General features: G+C 62.1%; 20 protein-coding genes. 8 read left to right on the top strand and 12 right to left on the bottom strand.

What is annotated here, in order from left to right:
* Positions 1-72: 72 nt before the first annotated feature.
* From nirB to cobA, 4 genes are read left to right on the top strand one after another with little or no spacing between them, the layout of a single operon-like run.
* The gene (gene nirB, locus KGA89_RS27870; RefSeq protein ID WP_223473056.1) at positions 73-2,526 is read left to right on the top strand and encodes a nitrite reductase large subunit NirB; all 2,454 of its coding nucleotides are present in this window, start codon (positions 73-75) and stop codon (positions 2,524-2,526) included.
* Complete coding sequence (gene nirD, locus KGA89_RS27875) at positions 2,523-2,840, top strand: nitrite reductase small subunit NirD (RefSeq protein WP_003199531.1); 318 nt, start codon at positions 2,523-2,525, stop codon at positions 2,838-2,840. Before nirB ends, nirD begins: the two co-directional genes overlap by 4 nt.
* Positions 2,840-5,557, top strand: coding sequence for a nitrate reductase (locus tag KGA89_RS27880; protein WP_223473057.1), 2,718 nt, complete (start codon positions 2,840-2,842; stop codon positions 5,555-5,557). Before nirD ends, KGA89_RS27880 begins: the two co-directional genes overlap by 1 nt.
* A 10-nt stretch (positions 5,558-5,567) precedes the next feature.
* A complete protein-coding gene (cobA, locus tag KGA89_RS27885; RefSeq protein ID WP_223473058.1) occupies positions 5,568-6,323 on the top strand; it encodes a uroporphyrinogen-III C-methyltransferase in 756 nt (251 codons plus the stop codon).
* A gap of 660 nt (positions 6,324-6,983) precedes the next feature.
* Here the strand turns inward: cobA and KGA89_RS27890 are convergent.
* The 8 genes from KGA89_RS27890 to ppsA all read right to left on the bottom strand — a co-directional run bounded on the left by KGA89_RS27890 (position 6,984) and on the right by ppsA (position 15,107).
* Positions 6,984-8,018: an OmpA family protein gene (locus KGA89_RS27890; protein ID WP_003199525.1), complete on the bottom strand. Its 1,035-nt coding sequence runs from the start codon at positions 8,016-8,018 to the stop codon at positions 6,984-6,986.
* 108 nt (positions 8,019-8,126) lie between these two features.
* Positions 8,127-8,717 carry an RNA polymerase sigma factor SigX gene (sigX, locus tag KGA89_RS27895; protein WP_003183614.1) on the bottom strand — a complete coding sequence of 197 codons (591 nt, stop codon included), beginning with the start codon at positions 8,715-8,717 and terminating at the stop codon, positions 8,127-8,129.
* A 91-nt stretch (positions 8,718-8,808) separates the two neighbouring features.
* Positions 8,809-9,633, bottom strand: a complete 825-nt coding sequence (locus KGA89_RS27900; protein ID WP_003199523.1) for a mechanosensitive ion channel family protein — start codon at positions 9,631-9,633, stop codon at positions 8,809-8,811.
* Between the two features lie 2 nt (positions 9,634-9,635).
* The gene (locus KGA89_RS27905; protein WP_223473059.1) at positions 9,636-9,887 is read right to left on the bottom strand and encodes a CrfX protein; all 252 of its coding nucleotides are present in this window, start codon (positions 9,885-9,887) and stop codon (positions 9,636-9,638) included.
* Positions 9,888-9,944: 57 nt separating this feature from the next.
* On the bottom strand, positions 9,945-10,940 hold the full coding sequence (locus tag KGA89_RS27910; RefSeq protein ID WP_003199519.1) for a zinc transporter ZntB: 996 nt from the start codon (positions 10,938-10,940) through the stop codon (positions 9,945-9,947).
* Positions 10,941-10,965: 25 nt separating this feature from the next.
* Positions 10,966-11,457 carry a ribonuclease E activity regulator RraA gene (rraA, locus tag KGA89_RS27915; protein WP_003199517.1) on the bottom strand — a complete coding sequence of 164 codons (492 nt, stop codon included), beginning with the start codon at positions 11,455-11,457 and terminating at the stop codon, positions 10,966-10,968.
* A gap of 126 nt (positions 11,458-11,583) precedes the next feature.
* Positions 11,584-12,573 (bottom strand): alpha/beta fold hydrolase, encoded by a 990-nt coding sequence (locus KGA89_RS27920; protein ID WP_003199516.1) that lies wholly within the window; start codon positions 12,571-12,573, stop codon positions 11,584-11,586.
* A gap of 158 nt (positions 12,574-12,731) precedes the next feature.
* Positions 12,732-15,107: a phosphoenolpyruvate synthase gene (gene ppsA, locus KGA89_RS27925; protein WP_223473060.1), complete on the bottom strand. Its 2,376-nt coding sequence runs from the start codon at positions 15,105-15,107 to the stop codon at positions 12,732-12,734.
* A 184-nt stretch (positions 15,108-15,291) separates the two neighbouring features.
* Here ppsA and KGA89_RS27930 point away from each other — a divergent pair, with 184 nt between their 5' ends.
* A complete protein-coding gene (locus tag KGA89_RS27930; protein ID WP_014337326.1) occupies positions 15,292-16,110 on the top strand; it encodes a pyruvate, water dikinase regulatory protein in 819 nt (272 codons plus the stop codon).
* A gap of 79 nt (positions 16,111-16,189) precedes the next feature.
* On the opposite strand, the gene KGA89_RS27935 is transcribed toward KGA89_RS27930, so the two are convergent.
* From KGA89_RS27935 to KGA89_RS27950, 4 genes are all read right to left on the bottom strand, one after another.
* Positions 16,190-16,417, bottom strand: a complete 228-nt coding sequence (locus KGA89_RS27935; protein WP_028237696.1) for an MbtH family protein — start codon at positions 16,415-16,417, stop codon at positions 16,190-16,192.
* An 84-nt stretch (positions 16,418-16,501) separates the two neighbouring features.
* Positions 16,502-17,914 (bottom strand): aspartate aminotransferase family protein, encoded by a 1,413-nt coding sequence (locus KGA89_RS27940; RefSeq protein WP_223473061.1) that lies wholly within the window; start codon positions 17,912-17,914, stop codon positions 16,502-16,504.
* A 214-nt stretch (positions 17,915-18,128) separates the two neighbouring features.
* Complete coding sequence (locus KGA89_RS27945; protein ID WP_223473062.1) at positions 18,129-19,460, bottom strand: ATP-binding protein; 1,332 nt, start codon at positions 19,458-19,460, stop codon at positions 18,129-18,131.
* Entirely contained in the window at positions 19,457-20,137 is a 681-nt protein-coding gene (locus KGA89_RS27950; protein WP_013692602.1) for a response regulator, read from the bottom strand. The genes KGA89_RS27945 and KGA89_RS27950 overlap by 4 nt, the downstream gene beginning before the upstream one ends.
* A 175-nt stretch (positions 20,138-20,312) precedes the next feature.
* Here KGA89_RS27950 and dsbD point away from each other — a divergent pair, with 175 nt between their 5' ends.
* The 3 genes from dsbD to dsbG are packed head-to-tail and all read left to right on the top strand — an operon-like array spanning position 20,313 to position 23,652.
* Complete coding sequence (dsbD, locus tag KGA89_RS27955; protein ID WP_003199501.1) at positions 20,313-22,040, top strand: protein-disulfide reductase DsbD; 1,728 nt, start codon at positions 20,313-20,315, stop codon at positions 22,038-22,040.
* Positions 22,040-22,909 (top strand): TlpA disulfide reductase family protein, encoded by an 870-nt coding sequence (locus tag KGA89_RS27960; RefSeq protein WP_003199499.1) that lies wholly within the window; start codon positions 22,040-22,042, stop codon positions 22,907-22,909. Before dsbD ends, KGA89_RS27960 begins: the two co-directional genes overlap by 1 nt.
* The gene (gene dsbG, locus KGA89_RS27965; RefSeq protein WP_223473063.1) at positions 22,885-23,652 is read left to right on the top strand and encodes a thiol:disulfide interchange protein DsbG; all 768 of its coding nucleotides are present in this window, start codon (positions 22,885-22,887) and stop codon (positions 23,650-23,652) included. Before KGA89_RS27960 ends, dsbG begins: the two co-directional genes overlap by 25 nt.
* Positions 23,653-23,700 lie beyond the last annotated feature (48 nt).

Genomic DNA, 23,700 nt, shown 5'->3' on the forward strand with positions numbered 1-23,700 from the left:
TTGTTTTCGTAAAAATGACCGAGCCAGTCCGATCGCCGTGATAAAGCGGACCTGAGCTTGCGGAGAACCCTGATGAAAAAACTCAAACTGGTGATGATCGGCAACGGCATGGCCGGGGTTCGAACCCTCGAGGAACTGCTCAAGCTGAGCAACGAGCTGTACGACATCACGGTGTTCGGCGCCGAGCCCCACACCAACTATAACCGCATCCTGCTCTCGCCGGTGCTGGCCGGTGAGCAGACGTTCGAAGAGATCGTGCTCAACGACCTGAGCTGGTACCTGGACAACAACATCAAGCTGCTGCTCAACCGCAAAGTGGTGGAAATCGACCGGGTCAAACGCCGGGTCATCGCCGAAGACGGCAGCGAAGCCGAGTACGACCGCTTGCTGATCGCCACCGGCTCCACACCCTTCATCCTGCCGATTCCTGGCAACACCCTGGAAGGCGTGATCGGTTACCGCGACATCGCCGACACCCAGGCGATGATCAACACCGCCAAGACCCACAAGCACGCCGTGGTGATCGGTGGCGGCCTGCTCGGCCTGGAAGCCGCCAACGGCTTGAAGCTGCGGGGCATGGACGTGACTGTGGTGCACCTGGGCGAATGGCTGCTGGAACGGCAACTGGACAAGACCAGCGGCCAACTGCTGCAGACCGCCCTGGAAAACCGTGGTCTGAAATTCCGCCTCAGCGAGCAGACCCAGGCCTTGCACGATGCCGGCAATGGCCGGGTCGGCTCGGTCCAGTTCAAGAACGGCGACATCATCCCCGCCGACCTGGTGGTGATGGCCGCCGGCATCCGTCCCAATACCGAACTGGCGGAAAAATCCGGCATCCCGTGCAACCGCGGAATCCTGGTCAACGACACGATGCAAACCTACGACCCGCGCATCTACGCCATTGGTGAATGCGCCAGCCACCGTGGCACCGCCTACGGCCTGGTGGCGCCGTTGTTCGAACAGGCCAAGGTCTGCGCCAACCACCTCGCGCAACTGGGCTTCGCCACTTACAAAGGTTCGGTCACCTCGACCAAGTTGAAGGTCACCGGCATCGACCTGTTCTCCGCCGGGGACTTCATGGGCGGCGAAGGCACCGAGACCATCACCCTTTCCGACCCCATCGGCGGCGTCTACAAAAAACTGGTGATCAAGGATGACGTGCTGGTCGGTGCCTGCCTGTACGGCGATACGGCGGATGGCGGCTGGTATTTCCGCCAGATCCGTGAGAACCATGGCATCAGCGAGATCCGCGATCACTTGATGTTCGGTGAAAACGCCTTGGGCGACGTAGGCCACCAGGGCCAGGACAAGGCCATGAGCATGGCCGACAGTGCCGAAGTCTGCGGCTGCAACGGCGTGTGCAAGGGCACCATCGTCAAGGCGATCCAGGAACACGGGCTGTTCAGCGTCGACGACGTGAAAAAACACACCAAGGCCGCCAGTTCCTGCGGTTCCTGCGCCGGCCTGGTGGAGCAGATCCTGATCAACACGGTCGGCGGTGCGGCGGACGTCAAGCCGAAAAGCGAAAAAGCCATCTGCGGTTGCAGCGACCTCAACCATGGCCAGATCCGCCAGGCGATCCGCGACCAGCATTTGCTGTCCATCGCCGGGGCCATGAGCTACCTGAACTGGCGCACCCCCAACGGCTGCGCCACCTGCCGCCCGGCGTTGAACTACTACCTGATTTCCACCTGGCCCGGAGAAGCCCAGGACGACCCACAGTCGCGCCTGATCAACGAACGCGCCCACGCCAACATCCAGAAAGACGGCACCTATTCCGTGGTCCCGCGGATGTGGGGTGGCGTGACCAACCCTTCGGAACTGCGGCGCATCGCCGACGTGGCCGACAAATACAACGTGCCCATGGTCAAGGTCACCGGCGGTCAGCGCATCGATTTGCTGGGCATCAAGAAGCAGGACCTGCCCGGCGTCTGGAAAGACCTCGACATGCCGTCCGGCCACGCCTACGGCAAGTCCATCCGCACCGTGAAGACCTGCGTGGGCAGCGAGTTCTGCCGCTTCGGCACACAGAATTCCACCCAACTGGGTATCGAGCTGGAGCACGACCTGTTCAACATGTGGTCGCCGCACAAAGTGAAACTGGCCGTCTCCGGTTGCCCACGCAACTGTTCGGAAGCCGGCATCAAGGACGTCGGCATTATCGGTGTCGACTCCGGCTGGGAGATGTACATCGGCGGCAACGGCGGGATCAAGACCGAAGTCGCGGAGTTTTTCGTCAAACTCAAGACCGCCGAAGAAGTGCGTGAATACAACGGTGCCTTCCTGCAGCTGTACCGCGAGGAAGCCTTCTACCTCGAACGCACCGTGCACTACATGCAGCGGGTCGGCATGGAGCACATCAAGAAAGCCGTGCTTGAAGATCCGGTTCGACGTAAGGCGCTCCATGAACGCCTGAAGTTTTCCCTGTCGCTGGAACAAGACCCGTGGAAACAACGCCTGGAACAACCCCAGTTGAAGAAAGAGTTTGAGGTCATCCCCGTGAAAAACCTGGAGGTGCCGGCATGAACTGGCTGGATATCTGCGCACTGGAAGACATCAATATCCTGGGTTCGCGCATCATCAATGGCCCGAAAGGCGACATCGCGATTTTTCGTACCAGCGACGATGAAGTGTTCGCCCTCGATGACCGTTGCCCGCACAAGGGTGGCCCGTTGTCCCAAGGGTTGGTCTATGGCAAACGCGTGGCCTGCCCGCTGCACAACTGGCAGATCGACCTGGAAAGCGGTCAGGCCCAGGCCCCGGACGTAGGCTGCGCCCATCATCATTCGGCCCGGGTCGAAAACGGCCGGGTGCAGTTGGCCCTGCGGGACGCAAGCTGATGAACCGCCAGATCACTGCCTCGACCTGCTGTTATTGCGGGGTCGGTTGCGGCGTCCTGATCGAGCATGACGGCGAGCGCATCCTCGGCGTCAGCGGCGATCCCGCCCATCCGGCCAACTTTGGCAAACTGTGCAGCAAGGGCTCGACCCTGCACCTGACCGGCGACCTCGCCGCACGCGCGCTCCACCCCGAACTGCGCCTGGGCAAAGGCCTTGCCAGGGCCCGCACCGACTGGGACAGCGCCCTGGATCACGCCGCCAGCGTCTTCGCCGAGACCATCGCCGAGCACGGCCCGGACAGCGTGGCGTTCTACATCTCCGGCCAATTGCTGACCGAGGACTACTACGCCTTCAACAAGCTCGCCCGGGCATTGGTGGGTACCAATAATATCGACAGCAATTCGCGGCTGTGCATGTCCTCCGCCGTGGTGGGCTACAAGCGCAGCCTCGGCGCCGACGCCCCGCCCTGCAGCTACGAAGACCTGGAGTTGAGCGACTGCGTGATGATCGTCGGCAGTAACATGGCCTACGCCCACCCCATCCTCTTTCGCCGTCTCGAAGAGGCGAAATCCCGCCGGCCGCAGATGAAAATCATCGTCATCGACCCCCGGCGCACCGACACTTGCGATCTGGCAGACCTGCACCTGGCGATCCTGCCGGGCACCGATGTCGCCTTGTTCCATGGGATTTTGCACCTGCTGCTGTGGGAAGACTGGATCGACCGCGACTTCATCAAGGCCCACACCGAAGGCCTGGCGGAGCTGAAAAACCTGGTACGCGACTACGCCCCGAGCATGGTCGCCCAACTGTGCGGCATCAGTGTCGAACAACTGCATCAGTGCGCCGAATGGGTCGGCACCTCGCCAAGTTTCCTGTCGTTGTGGTGCATGGGTTTGAACCAGTCCACCGCCGGTAGCGCGAAAAACAGCGCCCTGATCAACCTGCACCTGGCCACCGGGCAGATCGGCCGTCCAGGTGCGGGGCCGTTCTCGCTGACCGGTCAACCCAACGCCATGGGCGGACGGGAGACCGGCAGCCTGTCGAACCTGCTGCCGGGCCATCGCGAAGCCGCCAACCCGGAACATCGTGCCGAAGTCGCCCACTACTGGGGCGTCGAGCAACTGCCCGCCACCACTGGCTTGAGCGCCATCGAGCTGTTCGAGCAGGTTCGCAGCGGCAAGATCAAGGCCTTGTGGATCGCCTGTACCAACCCTGCCCAATCGATGCCGGACCAGACCGCGGTACGTGAAGCCCTGCAAGCCTGCCCGTTCGTGGTGTTGCAGGAAGCGTTCCGGACCACCGAAACCGCCGCGTTTGCCGACCTGCTGCTGCCAGCGGCCAGTTGGGGCGAGAAAGAAGGTTCGGTGACCAACTCCGAACGGCGCATTTCCCACGTCCGCCGGGCCATCGGCGCACCGGGTGAAGCACGGCCGGACTGGGCAATCACGGTAGATTTCGCACAACGCCTGGAAAAACACCTGCGCCCGGGCCAACCCAGCCTGTTCGCCTTTGAAAGCCCGGCCCAACTCTTCGATGAATACAAACAGCTGACCCGTGGCCGCGACCTGGACTTGTCCGGCATCAGCCATGCCCTGATCGACCAACTCGGCCCTCAGCAATGGCCTTTCCCGGAAGGCGCCACGGTCGGGACGGCGCGCCTGTACATGGACGGAATTTTTCCTACTGACAGCGGCCGGGCGCGGTTTGTGGCCGACCCCTATCGCACCGCCAAGGAACTGCGTGACGCCCGCTACCCGTTGACCCTGAACACCGGCCGCCTGCGGGACCAATGGCACGGCATGAGCCGTACCGGTACCGCCGCGCAGTTGTTTGGTCATGTGAACGAAGCGGTCCTCAGCCTGCACCCCGACGAACTGCAACGCCATCGCCTGCAAGCGGGCGACCTGGTCAGCCTCAAGAGCCGTCGCGGCAGCGTGATCGTGGCCGTGGACAGCGACGACAGCGTGCGTCCCGGCCAGGCATTCCTGCCCATGCACTGGGGCGACCGGTTCCTCAAGGGCGGCGTGAATACCCTGACGCAACCGGCTTTCGATCCCTTGTCGAAACAACCGGAACTCAAGCACAGCGGCGTACGCCTGGAACCGGTAAACCTGCCTTGGCAGCTTTTCGCCTTGATCGAAGGCGATGTTCAACAGCATCTGGAGGCCCTGCGCCCCCTGTGCGAGGCGTTTTCCTACGTCAGCCTGAGCCTGACTGGCCGTGAGCGTCCCGCGTTGCTGATTCGCGCTGCCAGCGCTGCCGCCCCCGAACCGCAACTGCTCCAGGCCATTGATGAACAATTGGGCCTGATCGATGGGCCGGTGCTGGCCTACGACGATCCGCGTCGCTCCATCGGTAAGCGGGTGCGCATCGAAAACGGCCGCATCACCGCCATTCGCCTGGCCGGCGAAACCCTGGCCCGGCACTGGTTGCAGAACCTGTGGCTGGAAGGTCGTGCCGATGAACAACTGCGGCGCTGGCTGCTGGCGCCTTTGAGCGCGCCGCCGGGCAATGTCGGCGCCGCAACGGGTGGCAGTAAAACGCTGTGCAACTGCATGAACGTCAGCCAGCGTGCGATCTGCGCAGGCATTGAACGCGGCCTGGACTTGCAGGGGCTCAAACAGGAGCTGGGCTGTGGCACGCAATGCGGCTCCTGCGTACCGGAAATCAAGCGCCTGCTGGTTGCCACTGCGCAACCGCTGGCGGCTATCTCGTGAGGAAAACACTATGAACGCAAAAGTCTGGCTGGTGGGTGCAGGTCCTGGTGACCCTGAATTGCTGACCCTCAAAGCCGTGCGCGCCTTGGGCGAAGCCGACGTGGTGCTGATCGACGATCTGGTCAACGCCGCGGTGCTGGAACATTGCCCCGATGCGCGCATCATTGCCGTGGGCAAGCGCGGCGGCTGCCGCTCCACGCCCCAGGCCTTTATCCATCGCCTGATGCTGCGCTATGCCCGCCAGGGCAAATGCGTGGTGCGTCTCAAGGGCGGCGACCCGTGCATCTTCGGCCGCGGCGGTGAAGAGGCGCAGTGGCTGCGCAAGCAGGGTGTCGAAGTGGAGATGGTCAATGGCATCACCGCCGGCCTCGCGGGGGCGACCCAGTGCGATATTCCACTGACCCTGCGCGGGATTGCCCGGGGCGTGACGCTGGTGACGGCCCACACCCAGGACGGCAGCAGCCTGAACTGGCAAGCCTTGGCGCAAAGCGGCACGACGCTGGTGGTGTACATGGGTGTGGCGAAACTGAGCGAAATTCGCGAACAGTTGCTGGCCGGTGGCCTGGCCGCGAACACGCCTGTCGCCATGATCGAAAATGCGTCCCTGCCCCATCAACGTGACTGCCGCAGCGACCTGGCCTCGATGGAAGCCGATGCCAGCACCTTTCAACTCAAGAGCCCGGCGATCCTGGTGATTGGCGCGGTGGCCGGTGCTGCCGAACTGGCCACCTCCCCGTCTGCCTGGGTCCAGGTTTCAGCCCTCTGACATAGACCCCCTACCAGTGTGGGAGCGAGCTTGCTCGCGATGGCGGTGTATCAGCAGCCTGGATGGTGACTGACACACAGCAATCGCGAGCAAGCTCGCTCCCACAATGGGATCTGAGTTCGACCGGGAGAGCCAGGCCGGCTGTTAGGCCGCCTCGCGAGCAAGCTTTGCTCCCACAGATCGGATGGGCGTACGACCGGGAGAACCAGACCGGCTGTTAGGCCGCCTCGCTTTTGATTTTGATCTGGGACGCCCCGTTAACCACGCTGGCCGAACGCAGGCATTGCGCAGTGGGCAACCCGGCATGGATGCCGGGTTAGCCGCGCTGGGCCATGGATGGCCCTTCGCGGCGGGCCCACGGAGCAATGCCGGAGTGAGGGCATGCCGAGCCTAAGCGAGGCACCGAGTGGTGGGGCAAGCCTTTTTTGCTTACTTTTTTTGGCGTCTGAAAAAAAGTGAGCCGCCGTAAGGGCGGAACCCTAAGTAGCCGTTACCGCAGCAATGGATATGTACCCGGTCATGCCGTCAGACCGCCATCGCGCAGCAATGGATATGCACCCAATCAAACCGCCACCGTAAACTATTTCCCCGCTGATTTTCATAAATCCCAGGCAAAGAAAAGCCCGGCCTAGGCCGGGCTCTTCCAAAGCTGTGGGCTAATTACTTAGCTTGGGCTTCAACCTGCGCTTCTACGCGACGGTTAACTGCACGACCAGCTTCAGTGGCGTTGTCAGCAACTGGGCGGGATTCGCCGTAGCCAACAGACTGAACGCGGGACGATTCAACACCGTACTGATTGGTCAGAACTTGCTTAACGGCGTTTGCACGACGCTCAGACAGTTTCTGGTTGTAAGCGTCAGGACCGACGGAGTCAGTGTGACCTTCAACAGTGGTGCTGGTGGATGGGTACTGCTTCATGAAGTCAGCCAGGTTCTTGATGTCGCCGTAGCTGTTAGGCTTGACAACCGACTTGTCGAAGTCGAACTTCACGTCCAGCTCAACACGTACGACTTCAGCAACAGCTGGGCAGCCATCAGCGTCAACGGTTACGTTGGCTGGGGTGTCAGGGCACTTGTCGACGTTGTCGCACACGCCATCGTTGTCGCTGTCGGAGCAGACTTCAGCCGGAGCTGGAACTGGAGCAGCAGCAGGCTTGGAGCCGCCACCGAAGTTCACACCGATACCGACGCTTGGAGCCCACTCGGTGTCGCCCTGGTCGATGTTGTACTGAGCTTCAACGCCAGCACGGGCGTAGAAGTTCTCGGTGAAGTACAGCTTGGCACCGCCGCCAACGTTGGCGAAGGTGGAACGGTTACGGCCGTTGCTGCCATTCTGGTCGATGCTCTGGTCGGAGAAACCGGCCGAAACGTATGGACGCAGCATGTCGCCTGGGTTGTTGAAGTGGTACAGAGCGTCCAGAGCGGTGTTGGCGCCTTTGACGTTGGTGCCGTCGTCAGTACGGGCGTTGTGCACTTCGTCGTAGGCCAGACGCAGTTCAACGTCGTCGGTCAGGAAGTAACCAACCGAACCGCCGAACAGGTTGCCGTTGTTCTTGAAGTTACGAGCGCTGTCGAATTGTTCTTTCTTGGCGAAGCCTTCGATTTCAACTGCGCCTTGGCCTTGTGCCAGAGCGCCGAACGAAGTGGCAGCAATCAAAGAACCAATGGCAAAGCCCAAGGTGTTTTTCAGTTTCATCCGTTAAATCCCCATCTGGTGATTGTGAAGCAGTCCCGCAAACCGGGGGACAACTCGGCGGCAAGTCTAACAGAACTTGCCTACACGTAAGAGATATTTGCGCCGAACTTAAGTTTCAGCAATGCCTGCAAATTTCTCACGCAATTTGTCAAGAGCGCGCTTGTAACGCATTTTTGTCGCGCTCAAACCCATATGCATTATGTCTGCGATCTCCTGGAATTCCAGCTCTGCGACAAATCGTAGCACCAGAATTTCCCGATCGATCGGGTTCACATAGACCAGCCAGCGATCGAGTCCCCCCTTCTCCTCGGGCTTGGGCGCCTTATCTTCCGACGCTTCCTCCAGAGGATCCAGGCTCAAAGCGTCCATCAAGCGACGCTTTCGCCGTTCCTTGCGATACTGCGTGATGCATTCGTTGTAGGTGATGCTGTAGAGCCAGGTCTTGAACTTCGATTTCCCCTCGAAGTTCTTCAACCCATACAGCACCTTCAACATCACCTCCTGACAGACATCGTCAGCATCGCGATCGTTCCCAAGATATCGTGCACAAACGTTAAATAATGTTCTCTGGTAGCGGCGCATCAATTCTTCATAGGCGCGCGTTACGTGAAACAGCTCGGTATGCGCGCGCGCGACCAACTCCTCATCGGAGAGATCACGGGGGTCGTAGCGCGTAGATAGCGATTGGGGTTTGTTCAAAACAAGTCGGGCCGACAGTCTAGGTCAATGTGCGCCGCAGCCTGCGATAGCAGGCATTTTGCGGCGGCATACATTAGCAGGGTTTGCCGGGTTAGCGGCTACTCACATGCTGTTCCAGCAGGATCCGATTGGAAAGCGACACCAGCTCGCCCTCCTCGGTCAGCAATGTGGTCTTCACCGTGCCAATCTCTTCGATCTGGCCTTCGACCTCGCCAACACGCACTTGTTGCCCAACCTCATACAATTCACGCACATAGATTCCCGCCAGGATCTGACCGGCGATTTCACGACTCCCCAATCCCATTGCCAGCGCAACCGCCAGACCAACGGTAATCAAAACGATCACGATCACGTGGTTGAGCAGGTCAGTCTTGACCTCCAACTGGCTGATCGCCACCGAAATACTGATGATGATCACCAGGCCCTGAGCAATTCGCCCTACGCCAGCGGCGTAGTCCAGCCCAACGCCCTCGGCCGCGCCGCGCACCAGCCCATTGGCCAGTTGCGCCAGCAGAACGCCGACCAGCAACACCAGCGCAGCACCAAAAACCTTCGGCAAATACAATGCGAGCATATCGAGCGTAGCCGAAACTCGCTCAAGGCCAAGGGATTCTGCTGCCGAAACCAGGAAAATCAGCAATACGAACCAATACACGATCTTGCCGACCAGGGTCGAGATCGGTACCTGGATGCCGCCACGGGACAGCAACTTGGTCAGGCCGGTGCCACCCATCAGGCGATCGAGGCCCAGCTTGGCAAGCAGCTTGGACAGCAGCGTGTCCAGCAGCTTGGCCACGACAAAGCCCAACAGCAGCACCACCAGGGCGCCAAAGAGGTTCGGGATGAAGTTAGCTACTTTGGTCCACAACGCAGTCATCGCCGTGACGAGGCTCTGGGTCCAGAGATCAAGTTCCATATTCAATCAGCCTTATCAACGGTGCGAGTAACAGGTTTACGGCGGGAAACCGGCGAGAGATGGGCCGATCCGTTATTCAGGGCGATCATCAGCGCGGGCAACCAGCGGCCCAGCAGGCTGAACAGATCACCTGCGCCGACCTGGCGGTTGGCGGTTTTCAGTACACGTCCCAGGCATGCATCGTCGTCCCGGCTGGACGGCGAAGCCTTGAGCATGTCGCGCAAAGACTGTTCAAACGGATCGTGCATACGCACCTCTCGTGATGTCTGTGGAAGACGCGATCAAATTTCGTCGGGTCACATGAAACCCCATCACACCCAGCGCAAACGACGGAACAACCACCACTGCCCCAGCGCCACGCAGATCATCAGCAGGCAGGCGACCATGAAACCGTAGGGGCTTGCGGAAAACGGAATGCCGCCGACATTGATACCCAGAAGGCCGGTGAGAAAACTCATCGGCAGGAAAATCCCGGTGACGATACCGAAGCGGTACATGGTGCGGTTCATGCGCACCGAAAGGCGCCGGTCTTCGGCCTCCAGCACAAGCCCCACGCGCTCTCGGGTCAATTCCAGCTCCTCAAGGTAACGGGTCAGGCTGTTGTTCAATTCGTTCCAGTAGTCGCCGTCATCGTCGCAAAACCATGGCAGTTTGAGCCGCGTCATCTGGCCGAAGATGTCCCGCTGTGGCGCCAGGAATCGCTTGAGCCCGGCAGCCCTTCGACGGATGTGCAAAATGGCGTCGTGCTCAGGGGTATACCGTTCGTCGGTATCGAGTTTTTCTTCCTCGGTATCGACGATTTCGGAGAGGCAGGTGACCAGGTCCTGCACCTTATTGGTGAGGTATTGCGCCATGTAGAGGATGAGTTCGGACGCCGTTTTCGGACCCTTGCCCTCGGCCAGCTGCGCCAGCAGCTCATCGGTGGCGCGCAACGGACGCAGGCGCAGGGAGATCACCCGCTGGGCAGACGCAAAGATCCGTACCGACACCATGTCTTCAGGCTCGGCACCCGGGTTGAGGTTGATCCCCCGCAGGAACAGCAGCAGTTCGGCGTTGGGCAACGGCAACAAGCGCGGCCGGGTGTTCTCTTCGAGCAGCAAGTCGCAGTTGAATTCGCTCAGGCCGCTGGATTTGCGCAGCCAGGTGTGGGTTTGCGGATGACTGCGATCCCAGTGCAGCCACAGGCTTTCATGGGCCTGCAACTGCAAATCGTCCAGTTCGGTCCGGGCTATGGAACGCGCGCCGCCTTTACCGTCCAGCACCAGGGCATGCACCAGCCCCCATTGCGCGTTTTCTTCCTCGAACATCCTCATCCCTTATGGCTGTACTGCTTCATTCAGGCATTTTCAGCGGGCTTGGCGAGACGATTACGCCGTTATTGTCCGCATAGACATACTCGCCCGGGCGAAACGTCACGCCGGCAAAGGTCACCGGCACATTGAGCTCGCCGACGCCACGCCGGTCGGTCTTCATCGGGTGACTGGCCAGGGCCTGAACCCCGAGGTCCGTCTGGGCGATGATGTCGACGTCGCGGATGCAACCGTAGACCACCAGCCCTTCCCAGCCGTTTTTCGCGGCTTTTTCCGCCAGCATGTCCCCCAGCAGCGCCCGACGCAGGGAACCGCCGCCATCGACCACCAGCACCTTGCCGTTGCCCTTGAGTTCAACCTGCTCCTTGACCCGCGAGTTGTCCTCGAAGCACTTGATGGTCACGATTTCGCCGCCGAAGGAATCGCGGCCGCCGAAATTGCTGAACATCGGCTCCAACACCTGTACCAGTTCCGGGTAGGCGTCGCACAGGTCGGGCGTGAGGTAATGGTTCATCGAACAACTCCTGAAAGGCTGGAACGTCGGACTGAATGAGCAACCGTTTGTGACTGGAACCGCTTGAAGCGTCATATCTTAGCCGCAAGCCGACCAGAGCGAAATGCCCTTGTCAGAGCCTTCGCCTCAAACCGCCTCGGCCAACTGGGGCTGTTCGGCCAGCAAAGGGGCCTGCTGATCCTTGAGCCAACGCGCCACCAGCGGCCAGACTTCAAGATGCGCAGCCTTGCTGACCAGCATCTCGACGTGACCGAAGTCTTCGGTGAAACCCTGTCCCCGGCCCAGGCAGACAAACTGCTTGTGCTCGGAACCAATCTGATCGAAGAGCTTGCGGCACGCCCAGGTCGGGTCCTGGTGATCGCCTGTGGCACTCACCGCCAACACCGGCAACTGGACATCGGCCAACCCGGCCCACCAGTTCTTCTCGGCATCGCCGAAACGTCCGAACAGGCCGTACCAGCGCATGCTTTCCAGGGCCAGGCCGATGGGCTCGTCCTCGGGGCCGCGCTTGAGCCTTGAACCGGACAATTGAGCAAAACGCTTGAGGATGAAGCGACCGCTCCACTCCACTGGCGGAATCTTCAACGGCCAGTAGGTACGGCTGACCTGGGTACCAAAGAACGCCGCCGAAGCCACCGCCGGCTCGCCCAGGTAATGGCCGCCCAAGGCGGCCGCCAGGGTGATGCCACCCAGGGAGTGACCGATCCAGTGGGGCACTTGCCCACTCTGCTCACGCACGAAGGCGCCAATGGCCGGCAAGTCGTAGCGGGCGTAGTCGGCCACGCGATTGTTGCGATAGCCCTGGTTGCGCTGGGACAACCCATGGCCGCGCATCTCGGGAATCCAGACATCGAACCCCAGGCGTGCCAGGTACGCGCCCAGGCCCAGGCCCTTGGGGGAATACCAGAAACGCCGATTGGAAAAACTGCCGTGCAACAGGATCACCGGGACCCCACGGGTTTCGCAGGCGTCGGCCATGCCCAGCCGGGTGACGGCCAGTTCGACGCTGGCGTCCGGGCTGTTGCCGGGTTTCAAGCGATAGACATCTTCGCTCAGATCACCGCGCCGCTCGGCGCTGATCAGGGCGACAGGAAAGAGGTTGCTGCTGCTTTGCATGATCTTCTTGCACAAAAAAAAGACGACTGTGGGAGCGAGCTTGCTCGCGATGGCGGTGGATCAGCAAAACAATCTTGGCTGACACTCCGCTATCGCGAGCAAGCTCGCTCCCACAAAGGTTACCCGGCTTACATTACCGGTGAGGCCCCTTCACTCGATCAGACCGCCGCCTGACCCTCAGCCAGGAAGAACCAGGTTTCCAACACGGAGTCCGGGTTCAACGAAACGCTTTCGATGCCCTGCTCCATCAGCCACTTGGCCAGGTCCGGGTGGTCCGAAGGGCCCTGGCCGCAGATGCCGATGTACTTGCCAGCCTTGTTGCAGGCGGCGATGGCGTTGGCCAGCAGCTTCTTGACCGCCGGATTCCGCTCGTCGAACAGGTGCGCGATGATCCCGGAGTCGCGGTCCAGGCCCAGGGTCAGCTGGGTCAGGTCGTTGGAACCGATGGAGAAGCCGTCGAAGAACTCGAGGAATTCTTCAGCCAGGATCGCGTTGGACGGCAGCTCGCACATCATGATCACGCGCAGGCCGTTTTCGCCACGGGCCAGGCCGTTTTCCGCCAGCAGGTCGACGACCTGGCTCGCTTCGCCCAGGGTCCGGACGAACGGCACCATGATCTCGACGTTGGTCAGGCCCATCTCGTTGCGCACGCGCTTGAGGGCGCGGCACTCGAGTTCGAAGCAGTCACGGAACGCTTCGCTGATGTAGCGCGAAGCGCCACGGAAGCCCAGCATCGGGTTTTCTTCTTCCGGCTCGTAAAGCTTGCCGCCGATCAGGTTGGCGTATTCGTTGGACTTGAAGTCCGACAGGCGCACGATGACCTTTTTCGGCCAGAACGCTGCGGCCAGGGTGCTGATGCCTTCCACCAGCTTCTCGACGTAGAAACCGACCGGATCGTTGTAACCGGCAATACGCTTGTCGACGCTGTCCTTGATTTCCTGCGGCAGGCCGTCGTAGTTCAGCAGCGCCTTGGGGTGCACGCCGATCATGCGATTGATGATGAACTCCAGGCGGGCCAGGCCCACGCCAGCGTTCGGCAGCTGCGCGAAGTCGAAGGCGCGGTCCGGGTTGCCGACGTTCATCATGATCTTGAACGGCAGGTCCGGCATGGCGTCCACGGAGTTCTTCTTGATGTCGAAGCCCAGTTCGCCTTCGAAGATGTAGCCGGTATCGCCTTCGGCGCAGGACACGGTCACACCCTGGCCATCCTTGAGCAGTTCGGTGGCGTTGCCGCAACCGACCACTGCTGGGATCCCCAGTTCACGGGCGATGATCGCCGCGTGGCAGGTACGCCCGCCGCGGTTGGTGACGATGGCGCTGGCGCGCTTCATCACCGGTTCCCAGTCCGGGTCGGTCATGTCGGAGACCAGTACGTCACCGGCCTGGACCTTGTCCATCTCCGAGACGTCCTTGATGATCCGCACCTTGCCGGCGCCGATGCGCTGGCCGATGGCGCGGCCTTCCACCAGCACGGTGCCGGTTTCCTTGAGCAGGTAGCGCTCCATGACGTTGGCCTGGGTGCGGCTCTTCACGGTTTCCGGGCGGGCTTGCACGATGTACAGCTTGCCGTCGTCACCGTCCTTGGCCCATTCGATGTCCATCGGGCACTTGTAGTGCTGTTCGATGATCATCGCCTGCTTGGCCAGTTCGCTGACTTCGGCGTCACTCAGGCAGAAACGCGCGCGCTCGGCCTTGTCCACGTCGACGGTCTTCACCGAACGACCGGCCTTGGCTTCGTCGCCGTAGATCATCTTGATGGCCTTGCTGCCCAGGTTGCGGCGCAGGATGGCCGGGCGACCGGCTTGCAGCGTGCCTTTGTGGACGTAGAACTCATCCGGGTTCACCGCGCCCTGCACGACGGTTTCACCCAGGCCGTAGGCGCCGGTGATGAACACCACGTCACGGAAGCCCGACTCGGTGTCGAGGGTGAACATCACGCCGGCGGTGCCGGTTTCGGAGCGGACCATGCGCTGCACACCGGCGGACAGGGCAACCAGCTTGTGGTCGAAGCCCTGGTGCACGCGGTAGGAAATGGCACGGTCGTTGAAAAGGGAGGCGAAGACTTCCTTGGCGGCGCGGATGACGTTTTCCACGCCACGGATGTTCAGGAAAGTTTCCTGCTGGCCGGCGAAGGAGGCGTCCGGCAGGTCTTCGGCGGTGGCCGAGGAACGCACGGCGACGGCGATATCGGGATTGCCTTCGGACAGCTTGGCGAAAGCGGTGCGGATCTCGGCGTTCAGTTTCTCGGGGAACTCGGCGTCCATGATCCATTGACGGATCTGGGCACCAGTCTTGGCCAGGGCATTGACGTCATCGACGTCCAGGGCATCGAGCGCATCGTGGATCTGCTTGTTCAGGCCGCTCAGTTCCAGGAAATCACGATAAGCCTGGGCGGTCGTGGCGAAGCCACCTGGCACCGATACGCCGGCACCGGCGAGGTTGCTGATCATCTCGCCCAGGGATGCGTTCTTGCCCCCCACATGCTCCACATCATGGACGCCGAGCTTATCGAGGGAAACTACGTACTCTACCAAGGTGATCTCTCCACTAACTGTGTTGGAAAAGCTCAAGGCACCGGTGGCTCCAGGGGAGCGATGACCGGCGATATGGCCTGGACCTGGAAAATAAGTGAGAATGCGGACCACTGGCGGCCAGCAAATCGCGCCTATCATATCCAAGAATCGTCACTAGCTCACTAGCTTAAGGCCCAAGGCGCAAATGAAACGATCTGCTTTCTTTATCTCCGACGGCACCGGCATTACGGCCGAAACGCTAGGCCAAAGCCTGTTGGCACAGTTCGAAAACATTACCTTCGCCAAGTTCATACGGCCGTACATCGACAACGTCGACAAGGCGCGGGCCATGGTACAGCAAATCAATAAAGCCGCCGAAACCGACGGTTTCCGCCCGATTATCTTCGATACCATCGTCAATCAGGACATCCGTGAGATTCTCGCAACGTCCAATGGTTTCATGATCGACATTTTTTCCACGTTCCTGGCGCCCCTTGAGCAGGAACTGAGCGAGCATTCCTCCTACTCGGTCGGCAAGTCCCACTCCATTGGCCACAACTCCAACTACATGGAGCGGATCGAGGCGGTCAACTTCGCGCTGGACAACGACGACGGGGCCCGCACGCATTATTACGACAAGGCCGACCTGATCCTGGTGGGGGTGTCGCGCTGCGGTAAGACGCCGACGTGTCTGTACATGGCGATGCAGTTCGGCATCCGTGCGGCCAACTATCCGCTGACCGAAGACGACATGGAGCGCCTGCAACTGCCCAGCGCCCTGCGCGCACACCAGCACAAGCTGTTCGGCCTGACCATCGACCCGGACCGCCTTACCGCGATCCGCAACGAGCGCAAGCCCAACAGCCGCTATTCGAGCTATGCCCAGTGCGAGTTCGAAGTGCGCGAGGTGGAAAACCTGTTCCGGCGGGAGAATATTCCGCACATCAATTCCACGCATTTTTCCGTGGAAGAGATTTCGGCGAAGATCCTGGTGGAGAAAGGGGTGGAGCGGCGGTTCAAGTAACCCCGCAACAACACAAAACCCTTGTGGGGGCGAGCCTGCTCGCTCCCACAAGGGTTGAGGCGTTCTTACAACCGTTGTATCAATGAGCCACAGCCGCCTGTTCTTCCATCTTCTTGCGCAGGCTCAGCGGGCGCATGTCGGTCCAGACTTCTTCTATGTAGGCCAGGCATTCCTTCTTGAACCCGCTTTTGCCGACGGTGCGCCAACCTTCGGGGACGGCCTTGTAGTCTGGCCAGATCGAATACTGTTCTTCGTGGTTGACCACGACCTGAAAGACGATGTCCTCGCGGTCGAATACTGAAGTCATGGGTGTCTCTCCATCTTTGCTCGAGGTTCGCGGCGGCGCATGCGCAGCCAGGATATGAAAGGAACGTACGGGCCGGGGTGAAAATTAGGCCTCGACGACCGCCGCCTGCAGGGCTCGCCCGAAAATCTCGGCAACCCGGTCGATTTCCGCCTTTGTGATGATCAGCGGTGGCAGGAACCGCACCACGCCGCCTTGCCGGCCACCCAGCTCCAGGATCAGCCCGCGCTTGAGGCATTCACGTTGCAGCTGTGGCGCCAGCCGTGCATGTACCGGCGGATGGCCCAGGGCGTCAGGCTTACCCGCCGGATCCACCAGTTCGACGCCGAGCATCAACCCGCGACCGCGGATATCGCCCAGTTGCGGGAAGTCTCGCTGCAGGATGCGCAGGTGCTCGCTCAAGCGTTCACCCATGGCCGCGGCGTGGGCCGGCAGGTCGTGCTCCTGCAGATAGCGCATCACTGCGGAACCGGCGGCCATGGCCATCTGATTGCCACGGAAGGTCCCGGCGTGAGCGCCCGGCAACCAGGTGTCGAGCCAATCGCGATAAACCACCACCGCCAGGGGCAGGCTGCCACCGATGGCCTTGGACAGCACGACCACGTCCGGGATGATCCCGGCGTGCTCGAATGCAAACATCTTGCCGGTACGGCCAAAGCCGCTCTGGATTTCGTCGACGATCAACGCCACCCCCGCCTGCTCGGTGATCCGCCGCAAACCGCGTAGCCAGTCCAGGTCGGCGGGAATCATCCCGCCCTCGCCCTGCACCACTTCGACGATGACGGCTGCCGGCAATTGCACGCCGGCCTCGGGGTCATTCAGCAGGTTTTCCAGGTAATGCAGATTGGCCTTCACGCCTTCGACACCACCCAGTCCGAACGGGCAGCGGTAATCGTAGGGATAGGGCATGAACTGCACGCCGCTGCTGAGCAAGGCGCCCAAGGGTTTCTTCGGCCCCAGGCTGCCCATCAGGCTCAACGCCCCTTGGCTCATGCCGTGATAACCGCCCTGGAACGACAGCACGGTGCTGCGGCCGGTGGCGGTGCGTACCAGCTTGAGGGCGGCTTCCACCGCGTCGGTACCGGTGGGGCCGCAGAACTGGATCTTCGCCTCGGCGGCCAGCTCTGCCGGCAACAAGCCGAACAGGTCCTGGACAAAACGATCCTTGACCGGCGTGGTCAGGTCCAGGGTATGCAAGGGCAGCTCATCGGCCAGCACCTGCTGGATCGCTTCGATCACCACCGGATGGTTATGCCCCAGCGCCAAGGTGCCGGCGCCGGCCAGGCAGTCGATGAAGGTGCGACCCTCGACGTCCTCGACATACAGCCCCTTGGCACGCTTGAGGGCCAGGGGAATCCGCCTTGGGTAGCTGCGGGCGTTGGACTCCTGCCGATTCTGGCGGGCCAGCAGCGGCGACTCATTGAACTGGTAGAGCGTCTCGACCGGCGCAGGGCTGACCCGGGCCGGCTGTGCTTCGATAAGACTGTTGGCGACTGACATCCCTCGACCCCGCAATACACTGAAGTAATGACCCAACGACACACCGCACAGGTGCATCTCCGGTCGGAGCGCACATGCAGGTTTCCTGTTGTGGAAACGCATCAGCAACGCAGGGATTTACTCTCGGGCAGAACTTTGCGGGTCGACGCGATCAGTGGCTTGTTCATGAAGCCTGTGGGAGCAAAGCCGTTGCACAGGCCATTGTTGGAGTGAATCAGGCCGGTAACACCTGCACCGGCACCGTCAACTCGACCCGCAACCCATCCGGGCGCGTGTCGAAATGCAGGCCGCAGCCGCAACGCTGGACGATGGCCTGGACGATCGCCAGCCCCAGTCCGCAGCCGGTGCTATGGCCATTGCGCCAGAAGCGCTGGGTCAGGTGCTGGATGTCGTCGGCGGCGATGCCGGGGCCGTGGTCGCGGACCTGGAAGCGCACGCGCTGGCCGACCATCTCCAGGCTCAGCTCCACATCGGTATCGTCCGGGGTATGGCGCAGGGCGTTATCCAGCAGGTTGCGCAAGGCGGCGATGGAGAGCACCGCCGGCATCTGCACCGGTGCATCGGACAACCCTGGGGATACGTGCAGCCTGATCCGCCGCGAATCACTGCTGGCGGCATCCTGGATCGCCAGTCGGGCGACCTGCTCGGCGTTGCATTGCACGCCATCGTCGAACGACAGGCTGCCTTCGACCCGCGCGAGCAACAGCAACTGTTCGAGTGTGCGGTGCATGCGGTCGGCGCCCTCCTCGGCCCGGGCCAGGGACTGGTCGCGGGCGGCGCCTTCGGTCATGCGCGCCACTTGCAGGTGCGTCTTGATCGCGGTCAGCGGGCTGCGCAGCTCGTGGGCGGCGTCGCCGGTCAGCCGGCGCTCACGCTCGATGGTCTTGCCGATGCGCTGGAACAACTGGTTCTGGGTCTCCAGCAGCGGTCGCAATTCGCTGGGCAGTGGATGGATCTGCAAGGGCTCCAGGGAATCGGCGCTACGCCGCATCAGCGCATCGCGAATGCGATTGAGCGGTGCCAGGCCCTGGCCAATGCCGAGCCACAACAGGCACAGGCAACCGAGCAGCGCCACGCCCACCGGCACCGAGGCGGCCAACAGTATCGACATGTTCAGGGCTTCGCGTTCGATCTGGCGGTCGGCGGTGGTGATGCGCAAATCGCCCCGGGCCAGGGTGAAGCTGCGCCAGGGCGCGCCGTCGATCATCTGGTCGTGGAAGCCCATTTTCTCGGCTTCCAGGGTTTGCTCCGGGGTGCCGTGGCTGCGGGCCAGAATCTCGCCGCGCAAGGAACTGACCTGACAGGCCATGCCGCCTGGAATGCTCAATTGCTCGGAGCTCAAATGCGTGCCGTCGCCCTTGCTGGGCAACGGTGGCATCTGTTCCAGCAACCCGGCGACCATCCGCGCCGAAGCCACCAGGCGCTGGTCGAGGGAAAACATCATCTGGTTGCGCAGGTCACTGAGCATCCACGCCGCGGCCAGGGCCCAGATCAGGGCAAAGGCCGCGCCGAGGGTCAGGCTCAGGCGCAGTCGCAGGCTCATCACTTGGAAGACTCTCCACCTTCGGCCGGCCCCAGGCGATAGCCCAGGCCACGCACGGTCTCGACAATCCCGTTACCCAACTTGCGCCGCAGGTGATGGATATGGACGTTGAGGGCGTTGCTTTCCAGTTCGTCGTTGAACCCGTAGACGCTGTCCTTGAGCTGTTCAGTGGACAGCACCCTGCCGCGACTGTGCAACAGTGCCTGCAACAGCGATTGCTCGCGCCGGGACAGATCCACCGGTTGGCCGTCCAGGGTGGTTTCCCGACTGCTGGGGTCATAGGTCAGGCGACCGTGTTCGATCAGGTTGACGCTGCGCCCCGCCACGCGCCGCAGCAACGTGTGCAGGCGCGCCGCAAGTTCGCGCAGGTCGAAGGGTTTGAGCAGGTAGTCATCGGCGCCGGCCTGCAAGCCGTCGACCCGGTCGGTCACCGAGTCCCGGGCGGTGAGGATCAGCACCGGCGTCTCCAGCCCCTGCTGACGCAACTGCCTGAGCAGTTTGAGACCGTCCTCGTCGGGCAATCCCAAGTCCAGCACCATGACATCGAATTCCGCCACGCCGACCATCGCCCGCGCCGCCGATGCAGTGGCGACGTGCTCGACGGTCAGGCCCTGCGCCGTAAGGCCGGCAACGATCCCGCTGGCAATCAACTCATCGTCTTCGCAGACCAGTACGCGCATGGTAAGCCCCGTGGAAAAAGGTACATTAGGCCGCCGGCCGATTAAGCCGACATTATGCGACGAGTACGGCCAACATGGGCGATCATTGGCGCCTGCCGGCCGTCGTCGGGTTAATCGACGGTTAATCGCCAGCCGCCATTGTGTTTTCCACTTGCTTCGTTCTAAGGCTTTATCCATGCGTCGATTGTTTTTGCTGTGGCTGTTCCTGATCTCGGGCCTGGCCCAGGCCGCCAATCCCTTCGAGACCAAACCCGATTTCCTGCCGGTGGAAAAGGCGTTCGTGTTTACCTCCGAACGCCTGGACTCCGGTGAAACCCAGCTGTTCTGGCAGATCGCCGATGGGTACTACCTGTATCAGCAGCGCCTCAAGTTCGATGGCCTGGCCGAGGCGCAGAAACCCAAGCTGCCGGAGGGTGAAGCCCACAGCGACGAATTTTTCGGCGACCAGCAGGTCTATCGCCAGGCGCTGGAGCTGAAGATTCCGGCCGGTGCCACGGGCAAGATCAAGGTCGGCTTCCAAGGCTGCGCCGACGCCGGCCTGTGCTATCCACCCCAGACCCAAGTGGTCGACCTGGGGGGCAGCGCACCGGTGGCGGCCAGCGGCGAGGCGCCGGACCAGGCCCTGGCCAGCGGCCTGCAACAACGGGCCTTGGGCTGGAGCCTGCTGGTGTTCTTCGGCCTGGGCCTGCTGCTGGCGTTCACCCCCTGTTCGCTGCCGATGCTGCCGATTTTGGCCGGGCTGGTGGTGGGCAGCGGTGCCGGGCCGAGACGCGGCCTGGCCTTGGCCGGCAGCTACGTGATCAGCATGGCCCTGGTGTACGCCGCCATGGGCGTGCTCGCCGCGCTGCTGGGGGCCAACCTTCAGGCGCTGCTGCAACAACCGTGGCTGCTGGGCAGCTTTGCGGCCGTGTTCGTGTTGCTGGCACTGCCGATGTTCGGCTTCTTCGAATTGCAATTGCCGGCCGCCCTGCGTGACCGCCTGGAAAACGCCGGGCGCCAGCAGCGCGGTGGCAGCCTGGTAGGCGCCGGTATTCTCGGGGCGCTGTCCGGCCTGTTGGTGGGCCCGTGCATGACCGCGCCGCTGGCTGGCGCGCTGTTGTATATCGCCCAGAGCGGCAATGCGCTGCACGGCGGGCTGATCCTGTTCACCATGGGCATCGGCATGGGCCTGCCACTGTTGCTGTTGGTGACCGTGGGCAACCGCTTCCTGCCCAAGCCCGGTGCCTGGATGGACCTGCTCAAGGGCGTGTTCGGCTTCCTGTTCCTGGGCACCGCGCTGCTGATGATTCGTCCGATCATCGACGGTTCGTTGTGGGTCGGCCTGTGGGGCGTGCTGATGTTGATTGCCGCCTACAGCGCCTGGCGCCAGACCGAAGGGTTCGGCCGCATCGCCTATGTCTGCGGCAGCGCCTCGTTGCTGTTCGGCCTGTGGGGCAGCCTGCTGGTGATTGGCGCAGCAGGCGGCGGCGATGACTTCTTCCAACCCCTGAAGGTCTACGCCGGCACCGAAGGCCGCGCGACCGTCAGTGCCCACGATGCGTTCGTCACGGTCAACGAACCCGCCACCCTGCAACGGGAACTGGATGCCGCCAAGGCCCAGGGCCAGTGGGTGCTGCTGGACTACTACGCCGATTGGTGCGTGTCCTGCAAGATCATGGAAAAACAGGTCTTCGGCCGCAGCGAAGTGCTCGACGCCCTGAGCGGTGTGCGCCTGCTGCGCCTGGACGTCACCGCCGACAGCCCTGCCAGCCGCGAACTGCTGGGCCGTTACCAAGTGCCGGGGCCGCCGAGCCTGCTGTGGATCGGCGCCGACGGTGAAGAGCGCCGCAGCCAGCGGATCACCGGGGAAGTCGACGCCAAGGCGTTCCTGGAGCGCTGGAACCTCACCCGGGACGCGCGCTGATGCTGACGTTTACCTTGGGCACCTTTGCCATCGCCCTCAACCACCTGTTGCTCATCAGCGCCCTGGCGCTGGCGACCTTCGTGGGCTGGCGAGTGGCCAAGCGCGGTGGCGAAAACCCCGAGTCGGTGCTGTTCGTGCTGTTTCTACTGGGCCTGCTGGCCGCACGGATCGGCTTCGTCGTCGCCTATTGGCAACATTACCGGGACGACCCGTGGCAGATCGTCGACCTGCGCGACGGTGGCTTCCTGGCCTGGCCGGGCATCGTGGCGCTGCTGATTGGCGCCTTGTTGTGGGCCCGGCGCCGTCCGCCCCTGCGCCGGCCATTGGGCTTTGGCGTCGGCAGCGGCTTGCTGTTCTGGCTGGTGGCGACCCTGTCATTGACGATTTATGAACAAGGCACCCGGCTGCCGGACATAACCCTGCGCACCGCCGACGGCGCGACCGTGAAACTCACCGATTACCAGGGCGGCCCCCTGGTGATCAATCTATGGGCCACCTGGTGCCCGCCCTGCCGGCGTGAAATGCCGGTGCTCGAAGAAGCCCAGCAACAACGTCCAGACCTGACCTTCCTGTTCGTCAATCAGGCCGAAAGCATGCAAAGCGTCAGCACCTACCTCGCCACCCAAGGCCTGAGCCTGGACAACGTGTTGTTCGATGGCAGCGGTCGTCTCGGCCAGGCTGTCGGCTCCATGGCCCTGCCGACGACCCTGTTCTACAGCGCCGATGGCCGCCTGCTGGGCAGCCACCTGGGGGAATTGTCGGAAGCGAGCCTGGCTCGCGCCCTGGAAAACTTCGAAACGCCGGACTCGTCCACGACGCCCCACTCCGCCACAAGGAAAACGCCATGCCCCGCCTCCGCCACCTGCTGACCCTGGCCGTTGCCGCCGCACTGTCGCAGGCCCCGCTGCTCCAGGCCGAAGAATTGCCCGCAGCCATCAAGAAGATCGAAGCCAAGGGCGCAAAAATCGTTGGCACCTTCGACGCGCCGGACGGCTTGCGCGGTTACGCGGCGCAATACCAGAACCGTGGCATGGCGCTGTACCTGACCCCGGATGGGCAATACGTCCTGCTGGGCAACCTGTACGACGCCGACGGCAAGGACCTGAGCGCCGAGCCACTGCAAAAACTGGTTTATGCACCGATGGCCAAGGCCATCTGGGCGAAGATGGAGGGCAGCAACTGGATCGCCGACGGCAACAAGGACGCACCGCGCACGGTGTACCTGTTCAGCGATCCGAACTGCCCGTACTGCAACATGTTCTGGGAACAGGCACGGCCCTGGGTCAAGGCCGGCAAGGTGCAGTTGCGTCACATCATGGTGGGCATCATCCGCGAAGACAGCCCGGGTAAATCCGCTGCCTTGCTGGCGGCCAAGGACCCGGAAAAAGCCCTGGCCGAGCATGAAAAGGCCGGCAAGGGCAGCCCGCTCAAACCGCTCAAGGACATACCGCCGGCCATCCAGGCGAAACTGGACGCCAACCAGCAGTTGATGGACGAACTGGAACTGTCCGCCACCCCGGCAATTTTCTATCTGGATGAAAAAGGCGAACTGCAACAACAGCAAGGCGCGCCGTCGCCGGACAAACTGGCGAAGATTCTCGGGCCCAAGTGACTGGCCTCCACTGCAGACCCCTTGTGGGAGCGAGCTTGCTCGCGATAG

Source organism: Pseudomonas sp. A-RE-22 (genome assembly GCF_019956035.1).
GTDB lineage: Bacteria > Pseudomonadota > Gammaproteobacteria > Pseudomonadales > Pseudomonadaceae > Aquipseudomonas > Aquipseudomonas brassicacearum.

What these genes read in the sequence shown, in the direction of transcription:
- KGA89_RS27960 (WP_003199499.1), top strand. Translation starts at nt 22,040, where the DNA reads ATGCTGACGTTTACCTTGGGCACCTTTGCCATCGCCCTCAACCACCTG.
- KGA89_RS27950 (WP_013692602.1), bottom strand. Translation starts at nt 20,137, where the DNA reads ATGCGCGTACTGGTCTGCGAAGACGATGAGTTGATTGCCAGCGGGATC.
- KGA89_RS27900 (WP_003199523.1), bottom strand. Translation starts at nt 9,633, where the DNA reads ATGGAACTTGATCTCTGGACCCAGAGCCTCGTCACGGCGATGACTGCG.
- dsbD (WP_003199501.1), top strand. Translation starts at nt 20,313, where the DNA reads ATGCGTCGATTGTTTTTGCTGTGGCTGTTCCTGATCTCGGGCCTGGCC.
- KGA89_RS27890 (WP_003199525.1), bottom strand. Translation starts at nt 8,018, where the DNA reads ATGAAACTGAAAAACACCTTGGGCTTTGCCATTGGTTCTTTGATTGCT.
- KGA89_RS27935 (WP_028237696.1), bottom strand. Translation starts at nt 16,417, where the DNA reads ATGACTTCAGTATTCGACCGCGAGGACATCGTCTTTCAGGTCGTGGTC.
- KGA89_RS27920 (WP_003199516.1), bottom strand. Translation starts at nt 12,573, where the DNA reads ATGCAAAGCAGCAGCAACCTCTTTCCTGTCGCCCTGATCAGCGCCGAG.
- nirB (WP_223473056.1), top strand. Translation starts at nt 73, where the DNA reads ATGAAAAAACTCAAACTGGTGATGATCGGCAACGGCATGGCCGGGGTT.
- KGA89_RS27930 (WP_014337326.1), top strand. Translation starts at nt 15,292, where the DNA reads ATGAAACGATCTGCTTTCTTTATCTCCGACGGCACCGGCATTACGGCC.
- KGA89_RS27910 (WP_003199519.1), bottom strand. Translation starts at nt 10,940, where the DNA reads ATGTTCGAGGAAGAAAACGCGCAATGGGGGCTGGTGCATGCCCTGGTG.
- cobA (WP_223473058.1), top strand. Translation starts at nt 5,568, where the DNA reads ATGAACGCAAAAGTCTGGCTGGTGGGTGCAGGTCCTGGTGACCCTGAA.
- dsbG (WP_223473063.1), top strand. Translation starts at nt 22,885, where the DNA reads ATGCCCCGCCTCCGCCACCTGCTGACCCTGGCCGTTGCCGCCGCACTG.
- KGA89_RS27880 (WP_223473057.1), top strand. Translation starts at nt 2,840, where the DNA reads ATGAACCGCCAGATCACTGCCTCGACCTGCTGTTATTGCGGGGTCGGT.
- rraA (WP_003199517.1), bottom strand. Translation starts at nt 11,457, where the DNA reads ATGAACCATTACCTCACGCCCGACCTGTGCGACGCCTACCCGGAACTG.
- KGA89_RS27940 (WP_223473061.1), bottom strand. Translation starts at nt 17,914, where the DNA reads ATGTCAGTCGCCAACAGTCTTATCGAAGCACAGCCGGCCCGGGTCAGC.
- nirD (WP_003199531.1), top strand. Translation starts at nt 2,523, where the DNA reads ATGAACTGGCTGGATATCTGCGCACTGGAAGACATCAATATCCTGGGT.